The following is a 19237-nucleotide window of genomic DNA, read 5'->3' as shown; positions in this document are numbered from 1 at the left end:
TACACTGTGCTCTATAAGAAAATAAAAGGCATGAATTATTAAAAGATAAGAAAGATTATTGTCTGAATTGAATCCGTATCGTTAAATTACTTTAGATATTCTGAGAACGTTTTTAATTCAAGCTATATGTGGTTAATAACTGCCATAAGACACTTTGAAACAACAATTAAAAATAACACTAACGAGACGACGCTGCAGAAAATATGTAGTGTCGCTTTTTTAGAGGTTACATGTGAAAATCTCTATTCTTAATTTTATTTATGAAAAGATAAAAACTAGATCAGCTAATTAATTTGTTACCCGAAAGGAGAAGGGGATATATTCCTAAAGAGGAAAACCGCATTTTCAGCACGGTGTTTCTTGTCGAGCAACCGTATCTGATAACGGACTGTGGGCCAGAAGTCAAACTTAGCATTGCATTATAGCCGAGTGATTTACGCTTTGGAGGTTGGTAATATTGATTACCAGGAAGGGAGGTTTTCTACATGGAATCTTTAATGTAGAATAATAAAAACTGGCTACAAGAGACCAAGAATTCTCACCAAAACGGAGAGTAGATAATAAAATCAGCTGGCAAAGGCCTCACATCATCGGAAGTTTTCACAGTAGAAAGATGAAGCGTACTGTCGAGTGCCACTCATTGAATGAGTGTTTATTTTATTATTTTCTAGAGGTGGATGTTTCAACATTATATTACTATGTTCAACCCGTTGAAGTCCCCATCCCATATAAAACAAAAAAATTAGAGAAAAAATTTTGGTTACATGTGCCTGATGTTCTGGTATTTCGAAATGGTTATCCTCCTTTGTTATATCAGATAAAAGAGGCACCAGATGTGGTTCATAACATTAAATGAGACTAATTATATTGTCAAATGAGATAGGAACATCTACGCCTGCACCTGGTCTTTCTTCCGCCCTATAGTCCCAACCTAAATCCAGTAGAGGGGCTATGGCTGTGGCTTAAATCCAATGTGGCGAATAACGTGTTTTTTTAGAGGTTTTATAAGATTAAGCTTCATGTCGGCCAGTTTATGAAACGGATTAACAACTGGAAACAATTCAAGTTTTGAATATTTTGGAAGATACTATTTAAAATGTCATTTCATTTGAACATCCAAATAGAAAGGTATTTGATTATGATATTCATTAACAAAAAAACTATTAATAAGCTAACTGAATCGCATAGAGAACCTAACATGCTTATCTGCTATTCAACTCCTCAAAGCCTTTCGGCTTGGACAAGTCGAGCTATATTACTCCCAAATAATGGTAAAATTATTATCCTTTTCCTCAATCTATTTTCCACTAAAGTAGTACAGAAAGTTGAATTTGAAGTAGCTGATTTACAAGAACAAAAATATCATTCCATATATCTGTCTTCTGCAATATGGTCATTTAACATTAAAGGACAGCATTGGAGGTTCAAGATAATCAAAAAAATTCTTCCTCTTGGCTCTATGCAAAGGGATTTTCTAAATTTCTTGCAACAAAATATCTTAAAATAGCGACTGAGTAGATCGGCGATCTTCGAAAACACGTGCCCTTCCAGACAAAGACGAACAGCCAGGTATCTTTCGTAAAGTCGTTTATCTGGGGTTTCCTTCATGGTTCAATTCATTACCCAATAGGCATTTGAATTAATGCTGTTGTATGATATAACCCACAGGGGCTGCGTGTCATTTATCAAATGAATTTGACAGGTTCCCAAATCTTTGTTAGAGTTTCAAACAAATACGTATAACCTTTTCATGGGATGTTACCGATAGGGCATAACCTGAATTGGCTTGTTTACACTGTAAGTGTACACAGGCTGGTTTGGGTTTTTTTTATTGTCTGTCACCCTTCGCTACCCCTTTTATTACACATTTGGAAGGAGAATGTTTATGTCCAGTTATATTTTTCCTAAAGACTTTTTATGGGGCGGTGCTCTTGCTGCCAATCAGGCCGAGGGTGCTTATTTGGAGGACGGTAAAGGATTGAGTCTGGTGGATCTACTGCCTACCGGAGAGAAGAGAAGAAGCATAATGAAAGGGAATGTTCCTTCACTGACTCCACTTGAAAGCGAATTCTATCCTTCCCACCAAGCCATTGATTTCTATCATCACTATCGTGAGGATATCGCGCTATTTGCAGAAATGGGATTTAAGGCGCTGCGTGTTTCCATTGCCTGGGCTCGTATTTTTCCAACAGGAGAAGACGTTACTCCTAATGAAGCAGGTTTGCAATTCTACGATGATTTGTTCGACGAGTTGCATAAACATGGCATTCAGCCAGTCGTTACTCTCGCTCATTTTGACGTGCCAGTGGATCTGGTCGAGAAGTATGGAAGCTGGCGGAGCCGGAAGCTGGTAGGTCTGTTTGAAACCTATGCCAAAACAGTATTCACCCGCTATAAGGATAAAGTGAAGTACTGGATGACATTTAACGAGATTAACATGCTTCTCCATTTGCCGTTTCTCGGCGCCGGTCTTGTTTTTCAAGAAGGTGAAAACGTTAAACAAATTCAGTACCAGGCTGCACATCATCAGCTTGTTGCAAGTGCGCTGGCTGTAAAAGCGTGTCACGAGATTATCCCAGATGCGAAGATTGGCTGTATGCTTGCTGCCGGCAGCTTCTATCCGTATACGTGTAATCCCGAAGATGTATATCAGGGCATGGAAAAAGACCGCGAGTCCTACTTCTTCATTGATGTTCAGTCACGCGGCGAATATCCTGGTTATGCGAAGCGCTTCTTTAAGGATCATGGATTAAACATTGAGATGGAATCAGGCGACGCAGCCATTCTGAAAGATCACACCGTTGACTATATCGGATTCAGCTATTATTCAAGCCGGACGACCAGCACAGACCCGGAAATCGTCAAGAATATGACCAGTGGTAATGTATTCGGCTCCGTAGCCAATCCATATTTGGATAAGTCCGAATGGGGCTGGACGATCGATCCCAAAGGATTCCGCATCACAGCCAACCAATTGCATGATCGTTACCAAAAGCCTCTGTTCGTAGTGGAAAACGGTTTTGGTGCCAATGATGTGGTTTCGCCTGAAGGAGAAGTTAACGACGATTACCGGATCGACTATCTCAAGCGGCATATTGCCGAAATGGGTGAGGCTCTTCAAGACGGAGTCGAAATTATCGGTTACACAAGTTGGGGACCTATTGACATTGTCAGCGCTTCCTCAGGAGAGATGAAAAAACGTTACGGTTATATTTATGTGGACCGCGACAACGAAGGCGAAGGTTCGTTGAAACGGATTAAAAAGAAAAGCTTCCACTGGTACAAAAACGTAATTCATTCCGACGGAGAAAATCTGGGCGAATAATCGTACCACAAGTAAATAGGATCGGACATCCCGGGCCCACGGGGATTTCCGATCTTCGTTTCTTCATTGAAAGCGTTGACAATCGTTCCTCTTCGGGCTATACTTGACGCAATTCCATCATTTTTAGGATTGTTACTGCGTAGCAGGCAAAACCTAAGCCACAAATAAGAAGATGTTACAGTCTTGTTTATTTGGCGTGCTTCGGTTTTTTTCTGTTTACAATAAAGAGGATGGAGCAAGTGTGGCTCTTGCTGGCATATGGAACGGGGGATCAAGATGAACATAGCAAAGGTCATTAACAACAATGTAATCAGCGTCTACCAGACGGACGGTACCGAACTCGTGGTGATGGGTCGGGGGATTGCTTTTAAGAAAAAGCCTGGAGACAAAGTAGACGAAACCAGAATTCAGAAGGTATTTGCTCTGAAAAACAAACAGACGTCCGATAACTTTAAAATGCTGTTACGTGAGGTACCGCTTGATTTGATCATGATTGTAGAGGAAGTCATAAATGACGCCAAGCATAATCTGAATAGAAAGCTGAACGAAAATATTTATGTTTCGCTGACCGATCATATCAATTTCGCTGTTGAAAGATACCGGGAAGGATTGGAAATCAAAAACGCGTTGTTGTGGGAAATCAAACAGCTATACAAAGAAGAATTTGCGATAGGTCTGAAAACGCTGGAACAAATCAAACAAAAGCTCGATATTGAACTGCCTGTAGATGAAGCAGCTTATATTGCCCTTCACATCGTAAATGCTGAAATGAACGAGGAAGTCATTACAACCATGAGTATCACGAAGTTTATCCAGCAAATTATCAATATCGCAAAGTACCATTTTAAGGTTGATTTTGACGAGGATTCTTTGAGTTATTTCCGCTTTATTACGCATCTGAAATTTTTTGCCCAGCGCGTATTTAAGGGAAATCACTATGAAAATAACTATGACCATTTGTATGACATGATTAAGGAAAAGCACAAGGAAGCAGCTGCTTGTACTGAGAAAATCGGAACCTTTGTAAAAAAAGAATACAATCACGAATTGACGAACGAAGAAAAGCTGTATTTGACTGTGCATATTGAACGAGTGGTGAACAGATAAGTTGAACTTTTTTAGTAAAAAAGAATCAAAAATATATTTAAAATGTTTTTGTTGACAAATATGGTAGATTAAATGTATTATGTGAGTAACAGGAATTTAATAATTTTTAACTGGGATTGTTACTGGTTATGCAGGCAAAACCTAAGTCATGAAAAATTGCGGGACTCAAGTGCCCACCATTTTTCAAGGCTTAGGTTTTTTGTGTGCCTAAATATGGTAAAAAGCCCCTTAGAACATGGAGGTGTCCATCATGAGTTATGAACAACTTGCTAAAGAAATTGTGCACCTGGTAGGCGGCGAAAAAAATGTAGTATCGCTCGTACACTGCGCCACGCGCCTGCGTTTTGTACTAAAAGATGAGGCAAAAGCAGACAAGGCAAAGCTGGAGAAAACTGATGGAATTATTACGGTCAAGCAGAGCGGTGGCCAGTTCCAGGTTGTGGTCGGCAACAAAGTACCAGAAGTGTATAATGCCATCGGCCAAGTATCCAACATTTTAAATGAAACTGGAAAAGAAGATCATTCAGCTAAAGGCAAGAAAGGGTTTGGCGCTGTAATCGACGTAATTTCCAGTATTTTTGCACCGTTGCTCGGAGTTATGGCGGGGTCCGGTATTTTGAAAGGTCTACTGCTGATTGCGAGTAACCTCGGCTGGTTGGTTCCGAAAGACACTACTTATATGATTTTGTATGCTGCGGCTGACAGCTTGTTTTATTTCCTGCCGCTCTTGTTAGCGGTTACAACGGCACGGAAATTTGGAGGTAATATCTTCGTTGCTCTGACCATCGCCGGAGGGCTGCTTTACCCGACCATTGTCACGTTGAAAACAGAAGGTACACCTACAGACTTTTTCGGTATTCCTATTGTGATGATGAGTTATTCATCTACCGTTATTCCGATAATTTTAGCCGTTATCGTCATGAGTAAGCTGGAAAAATGGTGCAATCGCGTGATCCATGAGAGTGTCAAAAACTTTATTACACCTTTGATTCTACTTGTAATTATGCTTCCTCTGACCCTGATGGTTTTTGGTCCAGTCGGGGTGTATGTGGGCAACGCAATCGCTACCGCGCTCGTTGCTGCGTTCAGCTTTAGTCCGCTGCTGGCTGGAGCAATTCTTGGTGCTTGCTGGCAGTTGCTCGTTATTTTCGGTGTTCACTGGGGTCTTGTACCTGTATTCATTAATAATATTGCTGTTAATGGCAGAGACGGGATCAAACCTTCCGCTGCGGCATCCATCTTTGCTCAAACCGGCGCTTCGTTCGGTGTTATGCTGAAAACGAAAAATAAAAAGCTGAAAACACTAGCGGGTTCCGCTACACTTACCGCTTTGTTCGGCATCACGGAGCCAGCAGTTTATGGGGTTACGCTGCCGTTGAAACGTCCGTTTATTGCAGGTATTATCGGTGGTGCTGTCGGTGGTGCCATTATCGGTCAAGCGGGAACGCAAGCATTTGCCTCCGGCGCACCTGGATTGCTGACCTTGCCGATCTTTTACGGTCCTGGCGGACAAGGCTTCCCAGGATTGATTTTAGGGATTACCGTTTCATTCCTGGTGTCGGCCATTTTGACTTATATTTTAGGTTTTGAAGATCCAGTTGAAGAAGAGGAAACTACTAACAATTCGGCTAAAGAATCGACATCTACAGTTGCAGTTTCTAATGAAGAGGTACTAAGCCCGATTGAAGGAACGGTGGTCGCTCTGTCGGAGGTTCCCGATCCAGCATTTGCTTCGGAAGCTATGGGTAAAGGTATCGCCATCCAACCGACAACGGGCAGAGTCGTAGCCCCGTTCGATGGAACCATCACCGTGGCGTTCAAGAAAAAACATGCGCTTGCAGTTGTTTCGCATCATGGCGCAGAAGTTCTGATTCACGTCGGAGTAGATACGGTCAAGCTGGACGGTAAGCATTTTACGTCCCATATCAAAGAAGGCGATCAGGTGAAAGCTGGGGACCTACTGCTTGAGTTTGATGTTGAGCAAATCAGGGCAGAGGGTTATCCTACGATTACGCCAGTTATCATTACGAATTCTTCCGAATATACTGAAGTCCTTCCAATCGCTCAAGGAGAGGTAACGGAGCAGGCCCCGCTGTTGAAACTGTCTAGCGCTCTGAATGAGAAAGAAAGCATTGCCTAAATGTCTTAAGGACAAGGCTCTGATGATCCATATTCCCGGATCATCAGAGCTTTTTTGTCGTCCTTTCAGGTAGCAGATAAGTCGATTTGTAATTGACAATATGTCAATTAAATTAGCTTGTACGGTTGTGAAAACTATTCTATAATTTCTTGTAAATATGAAAAATTTTCTGAAAACATTAACTGAATATGAATTGATGGATCAGGGGGAAATGCAAGGAATGTTAGAGAAGTGGGCAGAGGCAGTAAATGGCGTCATTTGGAGCAATCCTGTGGTATATGTCTGTTTGAGCGTGGGGCTATTATTTTCAATTATGACTCGATTTCTGCAAATCAGACATTTCAAAGAGATGATTCGCCTTGTCTTTAAAGGGAAAAGTTCTGAGGCAGGTGTATCCTCATTTCAGGCCTTTACGATGGCGTTATCAGGACGTGTAGGAACGGGGAATATTGCGGGGATTGCACTGGCAGTCGGTATGGGAGGACCCGGGGCAATATTTTGGATGTGGGTCATGGCTTTTATCGGATCGGCCACTGCGTTTGTTGAATCTACACTGGCTCAGATCTATAAGGTAAAGCGTGATGGTCAGTATCGAGGCGGCCCGGCCTTTTATATTGAAAAAGGGACAGGCTTAAAATGGTTTGCGGTTATTTTCGCAGTTGTAGCGTTGGTCGCTATGTGTTTACTGTTGCCGGGAACTCAATCGAATTCGATTGCGGTAGCTTTTCATAGTTCGTTTGGTATGGATATGAAGGTTTCCGGGATAGTAGTTGTCGTGTTGCTGGCGCTTATCATATTTGGTGGTGTAAAAAGAATTGCCAATGTGGCACAGGTAGTCATACCCTTTATGGCACTTGGCTACATCCTTGTCTCTTTCTATATTATGATGACGAACATTACTGCGCTTCCCGATGTATTTGCCCTTATTTTTCGCAGTGCCTTCGGTATCGATTCAGTGTTCGGTGGTATAGCAGGGACAGCCATTGCCTGGGGGGTAAAACGAGGCATTTATTCGAATGAAGCAGGACAAGGCTCTGGTGCCCATCCAGCCGCCGCCGCAGAAGTGTCTCATCCCGCAAAGCAAGGACTGGTTCAAGCATTTTCTGTATATGTAGATACCTTTTTAGTCTGTACGTCTACGGCTTTCATGGTCTTGTTTACAGGGATGTACAATGTGAAGGGACCAGGTGGGGGCTATATTGTGCAGCATCTTCCGGGTGTTGAAGAAGGAACTCAATATACACAGGCTGCCATCGAATCGGTATTTCCGGGTTTTGGGTCGAGTCTTTTGTCCATTACATTGTTCTTTTTCGCCTTTACCACCATTATCGCCTATTATTATATCGCTGAAACGAATATGGCCTACCTGATTGCCGATCGTAAAGCCAAATGGCCTATGTTCCTGTTAAAGCTGGTTATTCTGGGTTCGACATTCTATGGAACGGTTGTCAAGGAATCTGCGTTGGCGTGGACACTGGGGGATATGGGTGTCGGCATTATGCTTTGGGTGAATCTGATTGCTATGATTCTGTTGGCCAAGCCTGCTCTTCTGGTGCTTAAGGATTACGAACAGCAGCGGAGGCAAGGGCTTGACCCGGTGTTTGACCCGGAGAAGGCAGGTATTTCAAATACCGAGTACTGGTCAAAGGAATATCAGCCTCTTTCAGATGAGTTGACGATCACCGCTAAACCGAGCAAGCTTTAAGCCTAAATAAGATAGATAAGTAAGATCAAAGGTGGCTCCGCGGGGAGTCATCTTTTTTTCGTTATCTTGCCTTTACATTCCAAGAAGGGTACATATGTTCACTATTTAGTTTATAATTTAGACAGAGGGATTTTGAATAATCCTGCCATGGTATGTGGGGAGCCACATTTGCATCAGAGAGGGGATTTGAATGACAACATCCGATTTATCCATAACTGACGACAAGTGGAGAGCTATCGTAGAAAACGACAAGTCTTATGATGGGGTATTTTTGTACGCTGTGAAGACAACGGGAATATTTTGTCGCCCCTCCTGCAAATCCAGACCTCCCAAAAGAGAGAACATCCGTCTATTTAAAACAGCGGAACAGGCATTGGCCGAGCATTTTCGTCCATGCAAAAGATGTAAACCGATAGGACAACGATTGCCTGATGATGAATGGATCGCACGGGTTACAGAATACGTGAATTCTAACTATATGAAGGACTTAACATTGCACATCCTAGCTGAGATAAGTCATGGAAGTCCGTATCATTTACATCGTACCTTCAAGCGGGTCATGCATCTAACCCCGATGGAATATATACAGCAGACCAGGTTGGAACAAGCGAAGGAGCTGCTCATCTGCTCAGATATATCTGTTGCGGAAGTGGGGGAGAACGTAGGTCTGTCCAATGCACCTTACTTTATTACGTTATTTAAAAAGAATACAGGCTACACCCCATTGCAATATCGCCAACTCAAATCGAAAGCAACATAAAATGGAGGTACACAGCATGGCACATCAAATAAATAAAACGATCTATTGGTCATTGTTGACACATGAGGATTGGAATTTATATATTGCAGCTACATCGGAAGGACTATGTTATGTGGGCTCGCCCAATCATCCTGTAGAGGAATTGTTTTCATGGGCAGGAAGTCGATTTCCCGGTAGCCCTTTAGTTGAAGAGGATGCTGCTTTACAGCCCTATGCCAAGGAGCTGATTGAATATTTCCAAGGGGAGCGCACCCAATTTACATTGCCCTTTGACTTTCAGGGGACTGCATTCCAGCTGGCGGTTTGGAATGCGTTGTGTGATATTCCGTATGGGGAAACACTATCCTATTCAGATATTGCCAACGCTATTCAAAAACCAGCCTCTGTTCGTGCGGTGGGGGCCGCCATCGGTGCTAATCCGATTTTGGTTACGGTCCCTTGTCATCGGGTCATTGGTAAAAATGGAGCTATGACCGGATATCGTGGTGGTTTGGACATGAAGGTTAAGCTTTTGCAGCTCGAAAAGGAAAGAGTGGCGTTGGTTCAGTATGAAAAATGAGTATTACAAATCCCCAAAGACACTTCTGAATAAAGGGACCGGCTTCTTGTCAGGGTATACACACTCGTTGAACCCGTATACAGGTTGTACCTTTGGTTGCTCGTATTGCTATGTACGCCAATTGCCAGTCTCCACATTTCGGAAGGAAGCGTGGGGGACATGGGTTGATATTAAAAATCAGGCGGCAGATATTCTTCGCAAGGAACTTCGTAGAGCCAAATCCAAAGGTAAAGTCACGATTTTCATGTCGTCAAGCACAGATCCTTATCAGCCTGCTGAGTACAAGGAAGAGGTGACCCGGTCTCTGCTGGAGGTGATGGTGGATGAGCCACCAGATTTTCTCTTTTTACAGACGCGCAGTCCACTGGTACGGCGGGATACCGATTTACTGCTCCGATTGGGGGATCGTGTTCGTGTAAGTATGACTGTAGAAACAGATCGAGAAGATATACGCAAACATTTTACCCCGGAAGCTCCTCCCATCCAGGCTCGTCTCCAAACGCTGCATCTCTTAAAGGAGGCAGGTGTACCGACGCAAGCTACGATTGCTCCGATGCTTCCAAGCAGTGAACATTTTGCAGACAAGCTTTTGCCTCTGGTCAACCGTGTCTGTATTGATGATTATTTTATGGGAGATGGCAGTGGGGGGAGACGAACGCGTAGCTTAAAAATAGGTGCGCTGTACGAGTCATTGGGGCTGGAAGAATGGTATCATCCTGCTGCCTATAAGACGGTTTATGAACGTTTTCTCCATGTTTTCCCGAAAGAACAGCTCTACGTGAGCAAAGAAGGATTCGAACCTTGATGGAACAGAAGTCTATGCCATTGAACCAAGAGTGAACCATATAAGGGGGCAGCGGGAGAACGAATGCAAACCGTAATGACCAAAAACTTTGATTATGGGGACAAGGAAATCAATTATCTAAAAAACGTAGACACCGTACTTGGTGCAGCGATGACGCAAATGGGCAAGGTAGAACGGGTGATCATTCCTGACCTGTTTGCGGCGCTCGTTCATGCAATTGTGGGACAGCTTATATCGGCCAAGGCGGTTCAGACCATATGGGCAAGGATGCAGGAGAAGTTAGGCGTGATCACTCCACAAAATATAGCTGTTCAGACGGCTTTAGATATTCAAAGCTGTGGCATCACCATGAAAAAGGCCACATGTATCCTTAATATAGCCCAGTCGATCGAGCAGGGCCTGTTGGATTTACAGAAATTATATGAGCTTTCCGATGCACAGGTGATCGAGAAATTGTCCTCGCTGCAAGGGATAGGACCTTGGACGGCTGAAATGATGCTGATGAATTGCATGGAGCGTCCAGATGTCGTCAGTTGGGGTGATATGGCTATTCGACGGGGAATGATGAAGTTGTACCATCTGGATACATTGACCAAGCAGCAATTCGAGGAGTACCGCCGAGTCTATTCGCCTTATGGTTCGGTGGCCTCCATTTATTTGTGGAGTATTTCATTTCGTTAAAAATCAGGGAGTGGAAACGATGGAGAAAACAATCAGAGAACAAATACTGTCATATGTGGATGCGGATTTTCAGAAATTCACGGCTGCATTGCTTCCGACGATTAATAATGTGCTGGGTGTACGTCTGCCAATGCTGCGTAAGCTAGCTCAAAATATCGCCAAAGGGGATTGGCGTCTCTATCTGGAGACTGCTGAAAGTGATCACTTCGAAGAAGTCATGCTGCAAGGCATGGTGATTGGTTCTGTAAAAACGGATATAGAGGAAGTTTTGAGTTATACCGCCAAGTTTGTTCCTAAAATTGATAATTGGTCCGTATGTGATAGTTTCTGTGCCGGATTGAAAATCACCAAACATCATAAAGAACGGGTGTGGGAGTTTATTCAACCCTACTTGCTCTCCAAGAAAGAATATGAAATTCGGTTTGGTGTAGTTATGCTTCTGAATTTTTATATTGAGGAACAGTATATGAACCGGGTGTTTGCTCTGCTAGATCAGACCCATCGTGAGGATTATTATGTACAAATGGCGGTAGCATGGGCGATATCGATCTGTTATATCAAACTGCCTGAGGCAACGATGGCGTATTTAAATCATAATACATTGGATGATTTTACTTTCAATAAAGCTCTGCAAAAAATCACGGAATCATATCGGGTGGATCAGGCCACAAAAACGACCATTCGTAGTATGAAGCGAAAAAGAAAATAGGATGGGGCTCAGCAGCCAGGTACGCACTTTGCCTTTTTTGGAATTTAATAATAAAATGGAAGTAACTTTCGAAAAGGAGATGACGTGAATTGGCAGAGCAAGTGCGTCTTGGTAAAACAGATTTATATGTAAAACCAATCGGTTTGGGTGCAAATAAGGTGGGAGGACATAATCTCTTTTCCGATTTGAACAATGAAACGGGCAAAGAAGTCGTTCGCACAGCTTTGGATAACGGCATCAATTTTCTGGATACGGCTTTTATTTATGGACCTGAGCACTCGGAACGATTAATTGGTGAGGTATTGAAAGAGCGTGGTCAGCGTGATAAAGCTGTTATTGCCACGAAGGGTGCACACAAATTTGTGAACGGAGAGGTCGTTTTTGACAACTCGCCTGCTTTTTTGCGTGAATCCGTCGAATCCAGTCTGAAAAGATTGCAGACCGATTATATCGATCTGTTCTATATCCATTTCCCCGATGAAGCTACGCCGAAGGCAGAAGCAGTCGGAGAACTGAAGAAGCTTAAGGACGAAGGCAAAATCAAGGCTATTGGCGTATCTAACTTTTCCATTGAACAACTTAAGGATGCGAATAGCGACGGTTATGTAGATGTGCTCCAATCCCAATATAATTTGTTTCAACGGGAAGCTGAGAAGGATCTGCTGCCTTATACCAAGGAAAATGGCATTTCGTTTGTGCCTTATTTCCCGCTAGCTTCAGGATTGCTGGGTGGTAAGTATACGAAAGACATGACCTTCACGGACATTAGAGCGAATAATCCACTGTTTCAGGGAGATACATTTGCTCTTAATTTGGACAAAGTGGAGCAGGTACGGGAGATTGCCAATGCGTTGAATGCAGAGGTTGCTCACGTAGTGCTCGCATGGTATTTGACCCGCGATTCGATTGATGCCCTCATTCCAGGGGCGAAGGGGCCGGAGCAGGTGCTGGCGAATCTGAAGACGCTAAATGTCCAATTGAGTCAGGCTGATATCGAAAAGATTGACCATATTTTCAAATAATGAGTGCACCTTATATTTGCAATTATATATTTGTTCCATCTAGAGGAGCTGCCGGACGGGCGGCTTCTTTTTCGTCCCTTCCTTGCATATCCTTGTAGGGTAAGTTCAACGCTGCGGGGGGATCGGATGATGAGAAGACCGCAATGGCACAGCGCGCCCAACAGAAGGCGACGCGGCAGACGTAGAGTATTTTTGATTGTGGTACTGGCGCTGCTGGTAGGAATCATACAGGTGGCTGCTTATGTGGAGCAGCATTTGAAGCCGCCCATGATGCATCTGGCAAAAGTGCGGGTCAAACAAATGGCGACGGAGGCTATTAATTCAGCAATTACAGCACAGGTAGAGCAGGGGAAGACAGCTGATAATTTGATCGAATGGAGAACGGATGCACAAGGAAGAACCTCCGGCTTTGTTCTGAATTATGCAGAGCATATGAGAATTACGTCAGACACGCTCAAAGCAGTTAAGGCAACGATGGACAGCATGAGCCATTTTGATGAGAGCGTTCCGATTGGTCAGGCATTGGGCAGTCCATTGTTGGCAGCTTATGGCCCCAAGATTCCTCTAAAGGTGGAGCCGCATGGAGCGATCAAGGTGGATTTAAATACGCGGCAACAGGATGCGGGCATAAACATGATCTTGGTTGAAGTGTATATTCGGATTACGACGGAAGTGTCTGTGGTTATACCGTTTGAGATGCAACCTCAGATTGTGGAGACGGAAATCCCCGTTTCTTATTTGCTGGTGGTGGGCAACGTTCCGATGTACTACTATGACAATCAGGGAAAACCAGTAGGTAAAAATGGTGCAGCCGCTCCGCAGTTGGCGTTGCCTCCCCATTCCATAGAGAGTAGCGGCGCTATAGATTCCAGCATAGTAAGTGTTCCAGAGGTACAGGAAGACCCAAACTCCTCTAGTCAGCCCCCAACGCCATAGAGCAGAGTGGAGTGGCGTGAGTTGCTCTGGAAAAATAAAAGGGACCCTATGAGGAGGTCCCTTTTGTCTTTCCTGTTTTGAGCGCTTTGCGTTCGGACTGCTCCCACTGTCTTAATAATGGATACGGGTCAAAGGACCAATCTGCCCAGCCATTGTCCCGATATATACCATAGTGCAGATGCGGTGGAAACTTGCCTTGGGTACCGGGTTTTCCATAGCCCGAGCTTCCGACCCAGCCAACCGTCTGGCCAGGTGTAACGACGTCTCCGTTGTGAACGGTTTTGTCAAAGCCGGAAAGGTGCGCATAGTAGTGATAGCGGTTGTTGAGATCTCGGATTCCGATGCGCCATCCTCCAAAGGGATTCCAGCCCTTCATTTCAACTACACCGTAGCAGGTACTGCGAACTGGAACTCCATAGCCAGCAAACAGATCAGTTCCTTCATGTATACGGTAGCCCCCCCAGCTGCGACGGCTTCCCCATGTGCTGCGGTAGCTATAAATGCTGCCTAAAGGAAGGGGGAAAGCTTGACTGACCAGATCCAGCTTGTCATACGTCCGATACAGCTTGGCAAACTGCTGAACTCTTTGAACTGCGCGGCTGTTATGGTAATATTCCCAAACAGCAATACCAAATTCATCCTCGTTGTTTCCATACTTTCCGAGATAAGATGCGATGCTGAACAGCAGATCCTTGTCATTATTACGGTCAGCAATTCCATCACCCGAACCGTCTTGTCCCAGCCCGGAAAATAGTTCTATGGAACGTGGATTTTGATCCTCCGAATCAGGGTTCATCAAGCCGGACCAGATCGGTCCCGTAACGAAAATACCTATGGTCCGTTCTGCATGCTTGCGATCTTTGGGATGGGCCACCGTAAGTGTACGTTCATACTGGTCGATGGCGGCCAGCCTGTACCAAGGGACTCCTGTCAGGGCTTCGATGGAACGATATAAAGCAAGCCTGGAAATATACATTGAAGACTGTGCATGTTCAGCATCTACATTAACTGTCAGGCTGCTTCCGGCGGACGAGGATTGTAAGTGATTGGCAAAGGCATGGGCAGGAAGCGGACAGGCCGTTGTCAGTGTAGCAGCGCATATCAGCAGCGATAACAGACGAACAGCGCGGGCTGTCCGCGTAGGGTAAGGCACGTGAACCGACCTCCTATAGAAGGGCTTAACCGCCCAGTAAATTCTAGACCCTATTCAATAGCGTGAATAGGGCGCTTTTGTTTAGATTGAGCCATATCCGCCGCTTTTATCCATATAAAAAGTTTACTTTTTTCGGCATCAATGTCATATCAAAAAGGGAACAATGAATGGAGGTTTTTCCATGGCTTTCATGTTATAATGTATGACAATGACAGCTTAAGCTTATCAGAAAGAAGGTCTATGCCATTGTCTAGAAAAGAGAAGGAAGCTAAGCCCGACTGGATTCGTATTAAACTTACGACAGGCGATAACTATCAAGAAATCAAGAGCATGATGCGTTCCAAGACATTACATACCGTATGTGAGGAGGCACGATGCCCTAATATATATGAATGCTGGGCCAATAGGACAGCTACATTTATGATTTTGGGTGATATTTGTACGCGTGCGTGTCGTTTTTGCGCAGTAAATACGGGATTGCCTACGGAACTTGACTTGCAGGAGCCTGATCGCGTCGCGGAAGCGGCTGGGAACATGAATTTGAAGCACTGTGTCGTAACCAGTGTGGCTCGCGACGATTTAAAAGATGGGGGCGCTACTATATTTGCAGAAACGGTTCGTGCGATTCGCGGCCGGTTACCTTTGTGCAGTGTAGAAGTATTGATTCCCGATTTTATGGGCGATATTGAATCGCTGCGAATCGTCATGGATGCCAAACCAGATATTCTGAATCATAATATTGAAACGGTGGAGCGCATGTCCGACAAGGTTCGGGCTAAAGCGAAATACCGTCGCTCTCTGGAGCTGCTTCAACGTGCGAAGCAATTAAATCCGGCTATTCCAACGAAATCAAGCATCATGCTAGGTGTCGGAGAAGAGTGGGACGAGATCTTACAAGCCATGGATGATCTGCGTAAAGTCGATTGTGACATTCTGACAATTGGTCAATATTTGCAGCCGTCCGAGAAACATTTATATGTGCAAAAATATTATCCACCGGAAGATTTTGCGAAGTTAAAGGAAGAGGGATTACAGCGGGGATTCAGCCACGTTGAATCTGGACCGTTGGTCCGCAGCTCCTACCAAGCGCATGAGCAGGTGAAGTCAGCCGCTCAGCATAAGGAAGAAAGCGCCCTTTCGCAGGCTTGATCCGGGAAAGGCGGTCAGAATAGCTTGTTTCAAATCGGTGGTAAAAACTATGAATTGTTGCAGGATCACAAGAACGGATGGAATCCCGAAGCGTTTCGTGATCGGTATAGTGAAGTGCTGGATCGCTATGATTACATTATTGGTGATTGGGGTTACAATCAGCTGCGTCTGAAGGGCTTTTATCGAGACGGCCATCCCAAAGCAAATAAGGATACATCTATAGTGGTACTGGACGATTACATTAATGAATACTGCAATTTTGGCTGTGCCTATTTTGTGCTGCAAAAAAGCCGTGAAGTGATTAATAAAAACGGCGTCAATGATGAAATCGTTGCTCCAGATATTCAGCAGTTGGTAGATGCTCAAAGGGAACAAGCGGGAACGTTAGAAACCGAAGAGCAGCAAGAAGTATTGCAACATACAGCTGGAGAACAGGAGTGGCCGCAACCACAACAGGATTCCATAGCTACGGAGGAATCGCGAGTGGAGCAGCCTCGAGAATTCCGAGAACCACGCGAGTTGCAACGTCGGGAACCGAAGGATGCCCAGGAAGTACGTGAGCGACAGCCGCGTGAAGCTCGTGAAAGTCGTTCATCCAGAGAAGGACGTGAAGGAAATCGGCAACGTGAGCCACGTGAAGCACGTGATTCGCGCCAGCCAAGAGAACCACGTGAAGCGAAGGATGGACGCAATCCGGGTGAAGGGCAGCAAGCCCGCGAACCGCGTAGACAGCGCAATCAGCAAGGGAATTTCGATAAAAAGGAATCACGTGGACCACGCTATGAGCGTCAACCAAAGGAAAATCGGGAGGGACGGCAAGTTCGTGTCTCACGTGAACCTGAGGGCCAGCGTCAGACCCATCCAGCTGCTAAAGCCGAAAAAACTGAGGGTAGTAAAAAGAATAAAACATTTACTGCTCCACAACAAAACGGTTCCTGAATTTTCAGGAACCGTTTTGTTTGTAAAAAAAGAGCCAGAGTCGGCTCTTTTACAGGTTCTAATTAAGAAAGGCGTTGCGTACTCGATCCCAAAATGGGAAAGGACGGTAACGAGCGAAGCTGATCTTCTGACTTGCGACCTGACATCGAACAGAGATTAAGTCATCCACAGGAAAGTTCAGGTGATCTACTGTCAATAAAAGACGCTGATCTTTCCGTGAAAAAATATCACAATGATGATGTTTGGGCAGTAGCAATGGCGATCCTAGTGTCCGATACACGCGGTTATTAATGGAAGCGATCTCAGTCAATTGCAATGCTTCAATGGTGGGATGAACCATAGCTCCGCCAAGTGCTTTATTATAGGCGGTCGTCCCTGAGGGGGTAGAAACACATATACCGTCACCGCGAAACATTTCAAAGGTGATATCGTTAATATCTACTTGGGCAACGACAGTGCCATCCACCCCTTTTAACGTAAACTCATTCAAGGCAATAAAAGAAGCATTGCCTGATTTCTTGTGAATTTCCAACTCAATCAGTGGATACTTAACGATTCTCGGGTTAAGCGGTCCCTCAGATCCGCTTTGGCTCATCAGGTGGATTAGCTCCTCCAGCTCGTCCGCACGCCAATCGGCGTAAAAGCCTAGATGACCGGTATGTACACCAACAAAGGCAATATCCGGAATGCGGTCGATGAAGGTATGAAACGCATGAAGCATTGTACCATCGCCTCCAATAGACACGACGATTTCCGGCGATTCGGCATCCAGCTTGAAATTCTTTTCTTGGGCAAGACGGTGAAATTGCTGACTCAAGTCCATGGAGTGCTGATCCCCGCGATCCAGAACATAATATCTCAAGATGAAAAGCTCCTTTGTCATGGGTATATATCGATCATAATCAATTATGAGCAAGAACACAATCGTTCATTGCCTGTGTGTTCTTCTCAAACGTACGTATAAGCGACGTGTACCCACACTCAACCATGAGAGACTAAGCATTCCAGCCAGTATAAAGCCAAGAAACAGCAGACTTTGCAACAGCATGGCGGACGAGAAGCCAGGGGACCATACGATGTCGTATATTGGAAAAAAGACTGGAGAGCTTCCCTGCCCCATCAGAGGCTGCCATAACACGAGAGCGAGCAGTGCCGAGATGAAGCCGTGCGCAGCCCGGGCCAACAAAAATGGCATATAACGAAGATCCGTCATATTTAAAATACTTGCAACCTGCGCATGAACCGATAGCCCGCCCCAGGAGAGCACAAAAGCGGCTGCGGCTACCTTGAATGGTACCGCTGCCGTGGCTTTACCTGCGGCCTGCGCTCCTAAAGTGACTTCGAAAATGCCACCTACGATGGACTCCGTTAACGTAGGAGGAAGACCACATGCAGTCAAGAGGTTTGCCGTAAGCAGATGAAGCCCGCTCATTAAACCGGAGTTCGTCAAAGCTTCTAAAATGACGCAGAAGAATACAACTAGCCCTCCTACGACAATAATAAGGCGTAGGGAGGAAGTAATCGCCTGACGGAGTAACTCACCCAATGGACGACCATCTTCCAAACGAGCTGTATGCATGGCATATAATGCTTGGCGTAGGGGTCCAGGCTGTCTATTGCGACCTGCAGCTTTTGTATTCGTGGACTTCGACCAGGCTTTTGGAGTAGGTTGAGGGCGGTCGCTGCGAGTATCTGTTTCCCCTGAACGGGAACCGTGGAAGCGCATAAGTAGCCCGATGATGAGCACACCACCATAATGAGCCGCGCCCAGCACGAGTGCAATTTCTGGTTGATGGAAGAAGCCAACGGAAACCGCACCGATCAAGAATATCGGATCAGAGGAAGTCGTAAATGCGACCAAACGCTCTCCTTCAATGCGTGTGATCCATTTTTGCTCCCACAGCTTGGCTGTTAGTTTAGCTCCAATCGGGTAACCGGATGCACAGCTGACCGCAGCGACAAAACCTCCACAGCCAGGTACACGGAATAGAGGCTGCATCAGCGGATCCAACAGCGCACCTATGAAATGAACAATTCCGAAACCGAGGAGAAGCTCGGAAATAACGAAAAACGGGAATAAAGACGGAAACAGCACGTCCCACCAGATGGCAAGCCCCCGAAGCCCGGCATTCAGAGAAGATTGCGGGTATACAGCCATAAGTATAAATAGGAATAGCAGTGAAAGGATGAGCAGAGGAAGCGAGTAACGACGGTATAGCGACATAGAGGCCCCTCCTTTGGAGTTGT

General features: G+C 45.0%; 17 protein-coding genes. 14 read left to right on the top strand and 3 right to left on the bottom strand.

Going from position 1 to position 19237, the window contains the following annotated elements; translation table 11 throughout:
• The first annotated feature begins 895 nt into the window (after positions 1-895).
• From MKY98_RS21355 to yunB, 12 genes are all read left to right on the top strand, one after another.
• Positions 896-997: a transposase gene (locus tag MKY98_RS21355; protein ID WP_081317620.1), complete on the top strand. Its 102-nt coding sequence runs from the start codon at positions 896-898 to the stop codon at positions 995-997.
• Positions 998-1885: 888 nt separating this feature from the next.
• Positions 1886-3325, top strand: coding sequence for a 6-phospho-beta-glucosidase (locus MKY98_RS21350; RefSeq protein ID WP_069012595.1), 1440 nt, complete (start codon positions 1886-1888; stop codon positions 3323-3325).
• A gap of 276 nt (positions 3326-3601) precedes the next feature.
• Positions 3602-4432, top strand: coding sequence for a BglG family transcription antiterminator LicT (licT, locus tag MKY98_RS21345; RefSeq protein ID WP_029518185.1), 831 nt, complete (start codon positions 3602-3604; stop codon positions 4430-4432).
• A 250-nt stretch (positions 4433-4682) separates the two neighbouring features.
• A complete protein-coding gene (locus MKY98_RS21340; protein WP_029518186.1) occupies positions 4683-6572 on the top strand; it encodes a beta-glucoside-specific PTS transporter subunit IIABC in 1890 nt (629 codons plus the stop codon).
• 220 nt (positions 6573-6792) lie between these two features.
• Complete coding sequence (locus MKY98_RS21335; RefSeq protein WP_069012596.1) at positions 6793-8277, top strand: alanine/glycine:cation symporter family protein; 1485 nt, start codon at positions 6793-6795, stop codon at positions 8275-8277.
• Positions 8278-8467: 190 nt separating this feature from the next.
• On the top strand, positions 8468-9037 hold the full coding sequence (locus tag MKY98_RS21330) for a bifunctional transcriptional activator/DNA repair enzyme AdaA (RefSeq protein ID WP_069012597.1): 570 nt from the start codon (positions 8468-8470) through the stop codon (positions 9035-9037).
• Positions 9038-9053: 16 nt separating this feature from the next.
• A complete protein-coding gene (locus MKY98_RS21325) occupies positions 9054-9596 on the top strand; it encodes a methylated-DNA--[protein]-cysteine S-methyltransferase (RefSeq protein ID WP_029518188.1) in 543 nt (180 codons plus the stop codon).
• On the top strand, positions 9586-10401 hold the full coding sequence (locus MKY98_RS21320; protein ID WP_029518189.1) for an SPL family radical SAM protein: 816 nt from the start codon (positions 9586-9588) through the stop codon (positions 10399-10401). The genes MKY98_RS21325 and MKY98_RS21320 overlap by 11 nt, the downstream gene beginning before the upstream one ends.
• Before the next feature lie 63 nt (positions 10402-10464).
• Complete coding sequence (locus tag MKY98_RS21315) at positions 10465-11082, top strand: DNA-3-methyladenine glycosylase family protein (RefSeq protein WP_069012598.1); 618 nt, start codon at positions 10465-10467, stop codon at positions 11080-11082.
• Between the two features lie 19 nt (positions 11083-11101).
• The gene (locus MKY98_RS21310; RefSeq protein ID WP_069012599.1) at positions 11102-11791 is read left to right on the top strand and encodes a DNA alkylation repair protein; all 690 of its coding nucleotides are present in this window, start codon (positions 11102-11104) and stop codon (positions 11789-11791) included.
• A gap of 89 nt (positions 11792-11880) precedes the next feature.
• Positions 11881-12813: an aldo/keto reductase gene (locus MKY98_RS21305; protein WP_069012600.1), complete on the top strand. Its 933-nt coding sequence runs from the start codon at positions 11881-11883 to the stop codon at positions 12811-12813.
• A gap of 126 nt (positions 12814-12939) precedes the next feature.
• Positions 12940-13749, top strand: coding sequence for a sporulation protein YunB (gene yunB / locus MKY98_RS21300; protein WP_051718005.1), 810 nt, complete (start codon positions 12940-12942; stop codon positions 13747-13749).
• Positions 13750-13795: 46 nt separating this feature from the next.
• Here the strand turns inward: yunB and MKY98_RS21295 are convergent, their stop codons facing one another.
• Positions 13796-14902: a M23 family metallopeptidase gene (locus MKY98_RS21295; protein WP_069012601.1), complete on the bottom strand. Its 1107-nt coding sequence runs from the start codon at positions 14900-14902 to the stop codon at positions 13796-13798.
• Positions 14903-15148: 246 nt separating this feature from the next.
• Between MKY98_RS21295 and lipA the strand changes: the two genes are divergently transcribed.
• Together lipA and MKY98_RS21285 are read left to right on the top strand one after the other, a co-directional pair.
• Complete coding sequence (gene lipA, locus MKY98_RS21290; protein ID WP_029518195.1) at positions 15149-16051, top strand: lipoyl synthase; 903 nt, start codon at positions 15149-15151, stop codon at positions 16049-16051.
• 24 nt (positions 16052-16075) lie between these two features.
• Positions 16076-16990 carry a YutD family protein gene (locus MKY98_RS21285; protein WP_069012602.1) on the top strand — a complete coding sequence of 305 codons (915 nt, stop codon included), beginning with the start codon at positions 16076-16078 and terminating at the stop codon, positions 16988-16990.
• A gap of 58 nt (positions 16991-17048) precedes the next feature.
• Here the strand turns inward: MKY98_RS21285 and MKY98_RS21280 are convergent, their stop codons facing one another.
• Together MKY98_RS21280 and ylbJ are read right to left on the bottom strand one after the other, a co-directional pair.
• Positions 17049-17852 (bottom strand): NAD kinase, encoded by an 804-nt coding sequence (locus MKY98_RS21280; RefSeq protein ID WP_013372943.1) that lies wholly within the window; start codon positions 17850-17852, stop codon positions 17049-17051.
• 66 nt (positions 17853-17918) lie between these two features.
• Positions 17919-19214, bottom strand: coding sequence for a sporulation integral membrane protein YlbJ (ylbJ, locus tag MKY98_RS21275; protein ID WP_039272721.1), 1296 nt, complete (start codon positions 19212-19214; stop codon positions 17919-17921).
• Between the last annotated feature and the right edge of the window lie 23 nt (positions 19215-19237).

The sequence above is a fragment of the Paenibacillus sp. FSL M8-0228 genome, assembly GCF_038007385.1.
Classification (GTDB): Bacteria; Bacillota; Bacilli; order Paenibacillales; family Paenibacillaceae; genus Paenibacillus; species Paenibacillus polymyxa_D.
The sequence above is the reverse complement of the archived record's forward strand: the minus strand, read 5'-3'. Positions and strand labels throughout refer to the sequence as shown.

Bases quoted from the DNA above. Each gene is read 5' to 3' on its own strand.
- MKY98_RS21340 (WP_029518186.1), top strand. From the start codon at position 4,683: ATGAGTTATGAACAACTTGCTAAAGAAATTGTGCACCTGGTAGGCGGC.
- MKY98_RS21350 (WP_069012595.1), top strand. From the start codon at position 1,886: ATGTCCAGTTATATTTTTCCTAAAGACTTTTTATGGGGCGGTGCTCTT.
- MKY98_RS21335 (WP_069012596.1), top strand. From the start codon at position 6,793: ATGTTAGAGAAGTGGGCAGAGGCAGTAAATGGCGTCATTTGGAGCAAT.
- yunB (WP_051718005.1), top strand. From the start codon at position 12,940: ATGATGAGAAGACCGCAATGGCACAGCGCGCCCAACAGAAGGCGACGC.
- MKY98_RS21330 (WP_069012597.1), top strand. From the start codon at position 8,468: ATGACAACATCCGATTTATCCATAACTGACGACAAGTGGAGAGCTATC.
- MKY98_RS21325 (WP_029518188.1), top strand. From the start codon at position 9,054: ATGGCACATCAAATAAATAAAACGATCTATTGGTCATTGTTGACACAT.
- MKY98_RS21310 (WP_069012599.1), top strand. From the start codon at position 11,102: ATGGAGAAAACAATCAGAGAACAAATACTGTCATATGTGGATGCGGAT.
- licT (WP_029518185.1), top strand. From the start codon at position 3,602: ATGAACATAGCAAAGGTCATTAACAACAATGTAATCAGCGTCTACCAG.
- ylbJ (WP_039272721.1), bottom strand. From the start codon at position 19,214: ATGTCGCTATACCGTCGTTACTCGCTTCCTCTGCTCATCCTTTCACTG.
- MKY98_RS21320 (WP_029518189.1), top strand. From the start codon at position 9,586: ATGAAAAATGAGTATTACAAATCCCCAAAGACACTTCTGAATAAAGGG.
- MKY98_RS21315 (WP_069012598.1), top strand. From the start codon at position 10,465: ATGCAAACCGTAATGACCAAAAACTTTGATTATGGGGACAAGGAAATC.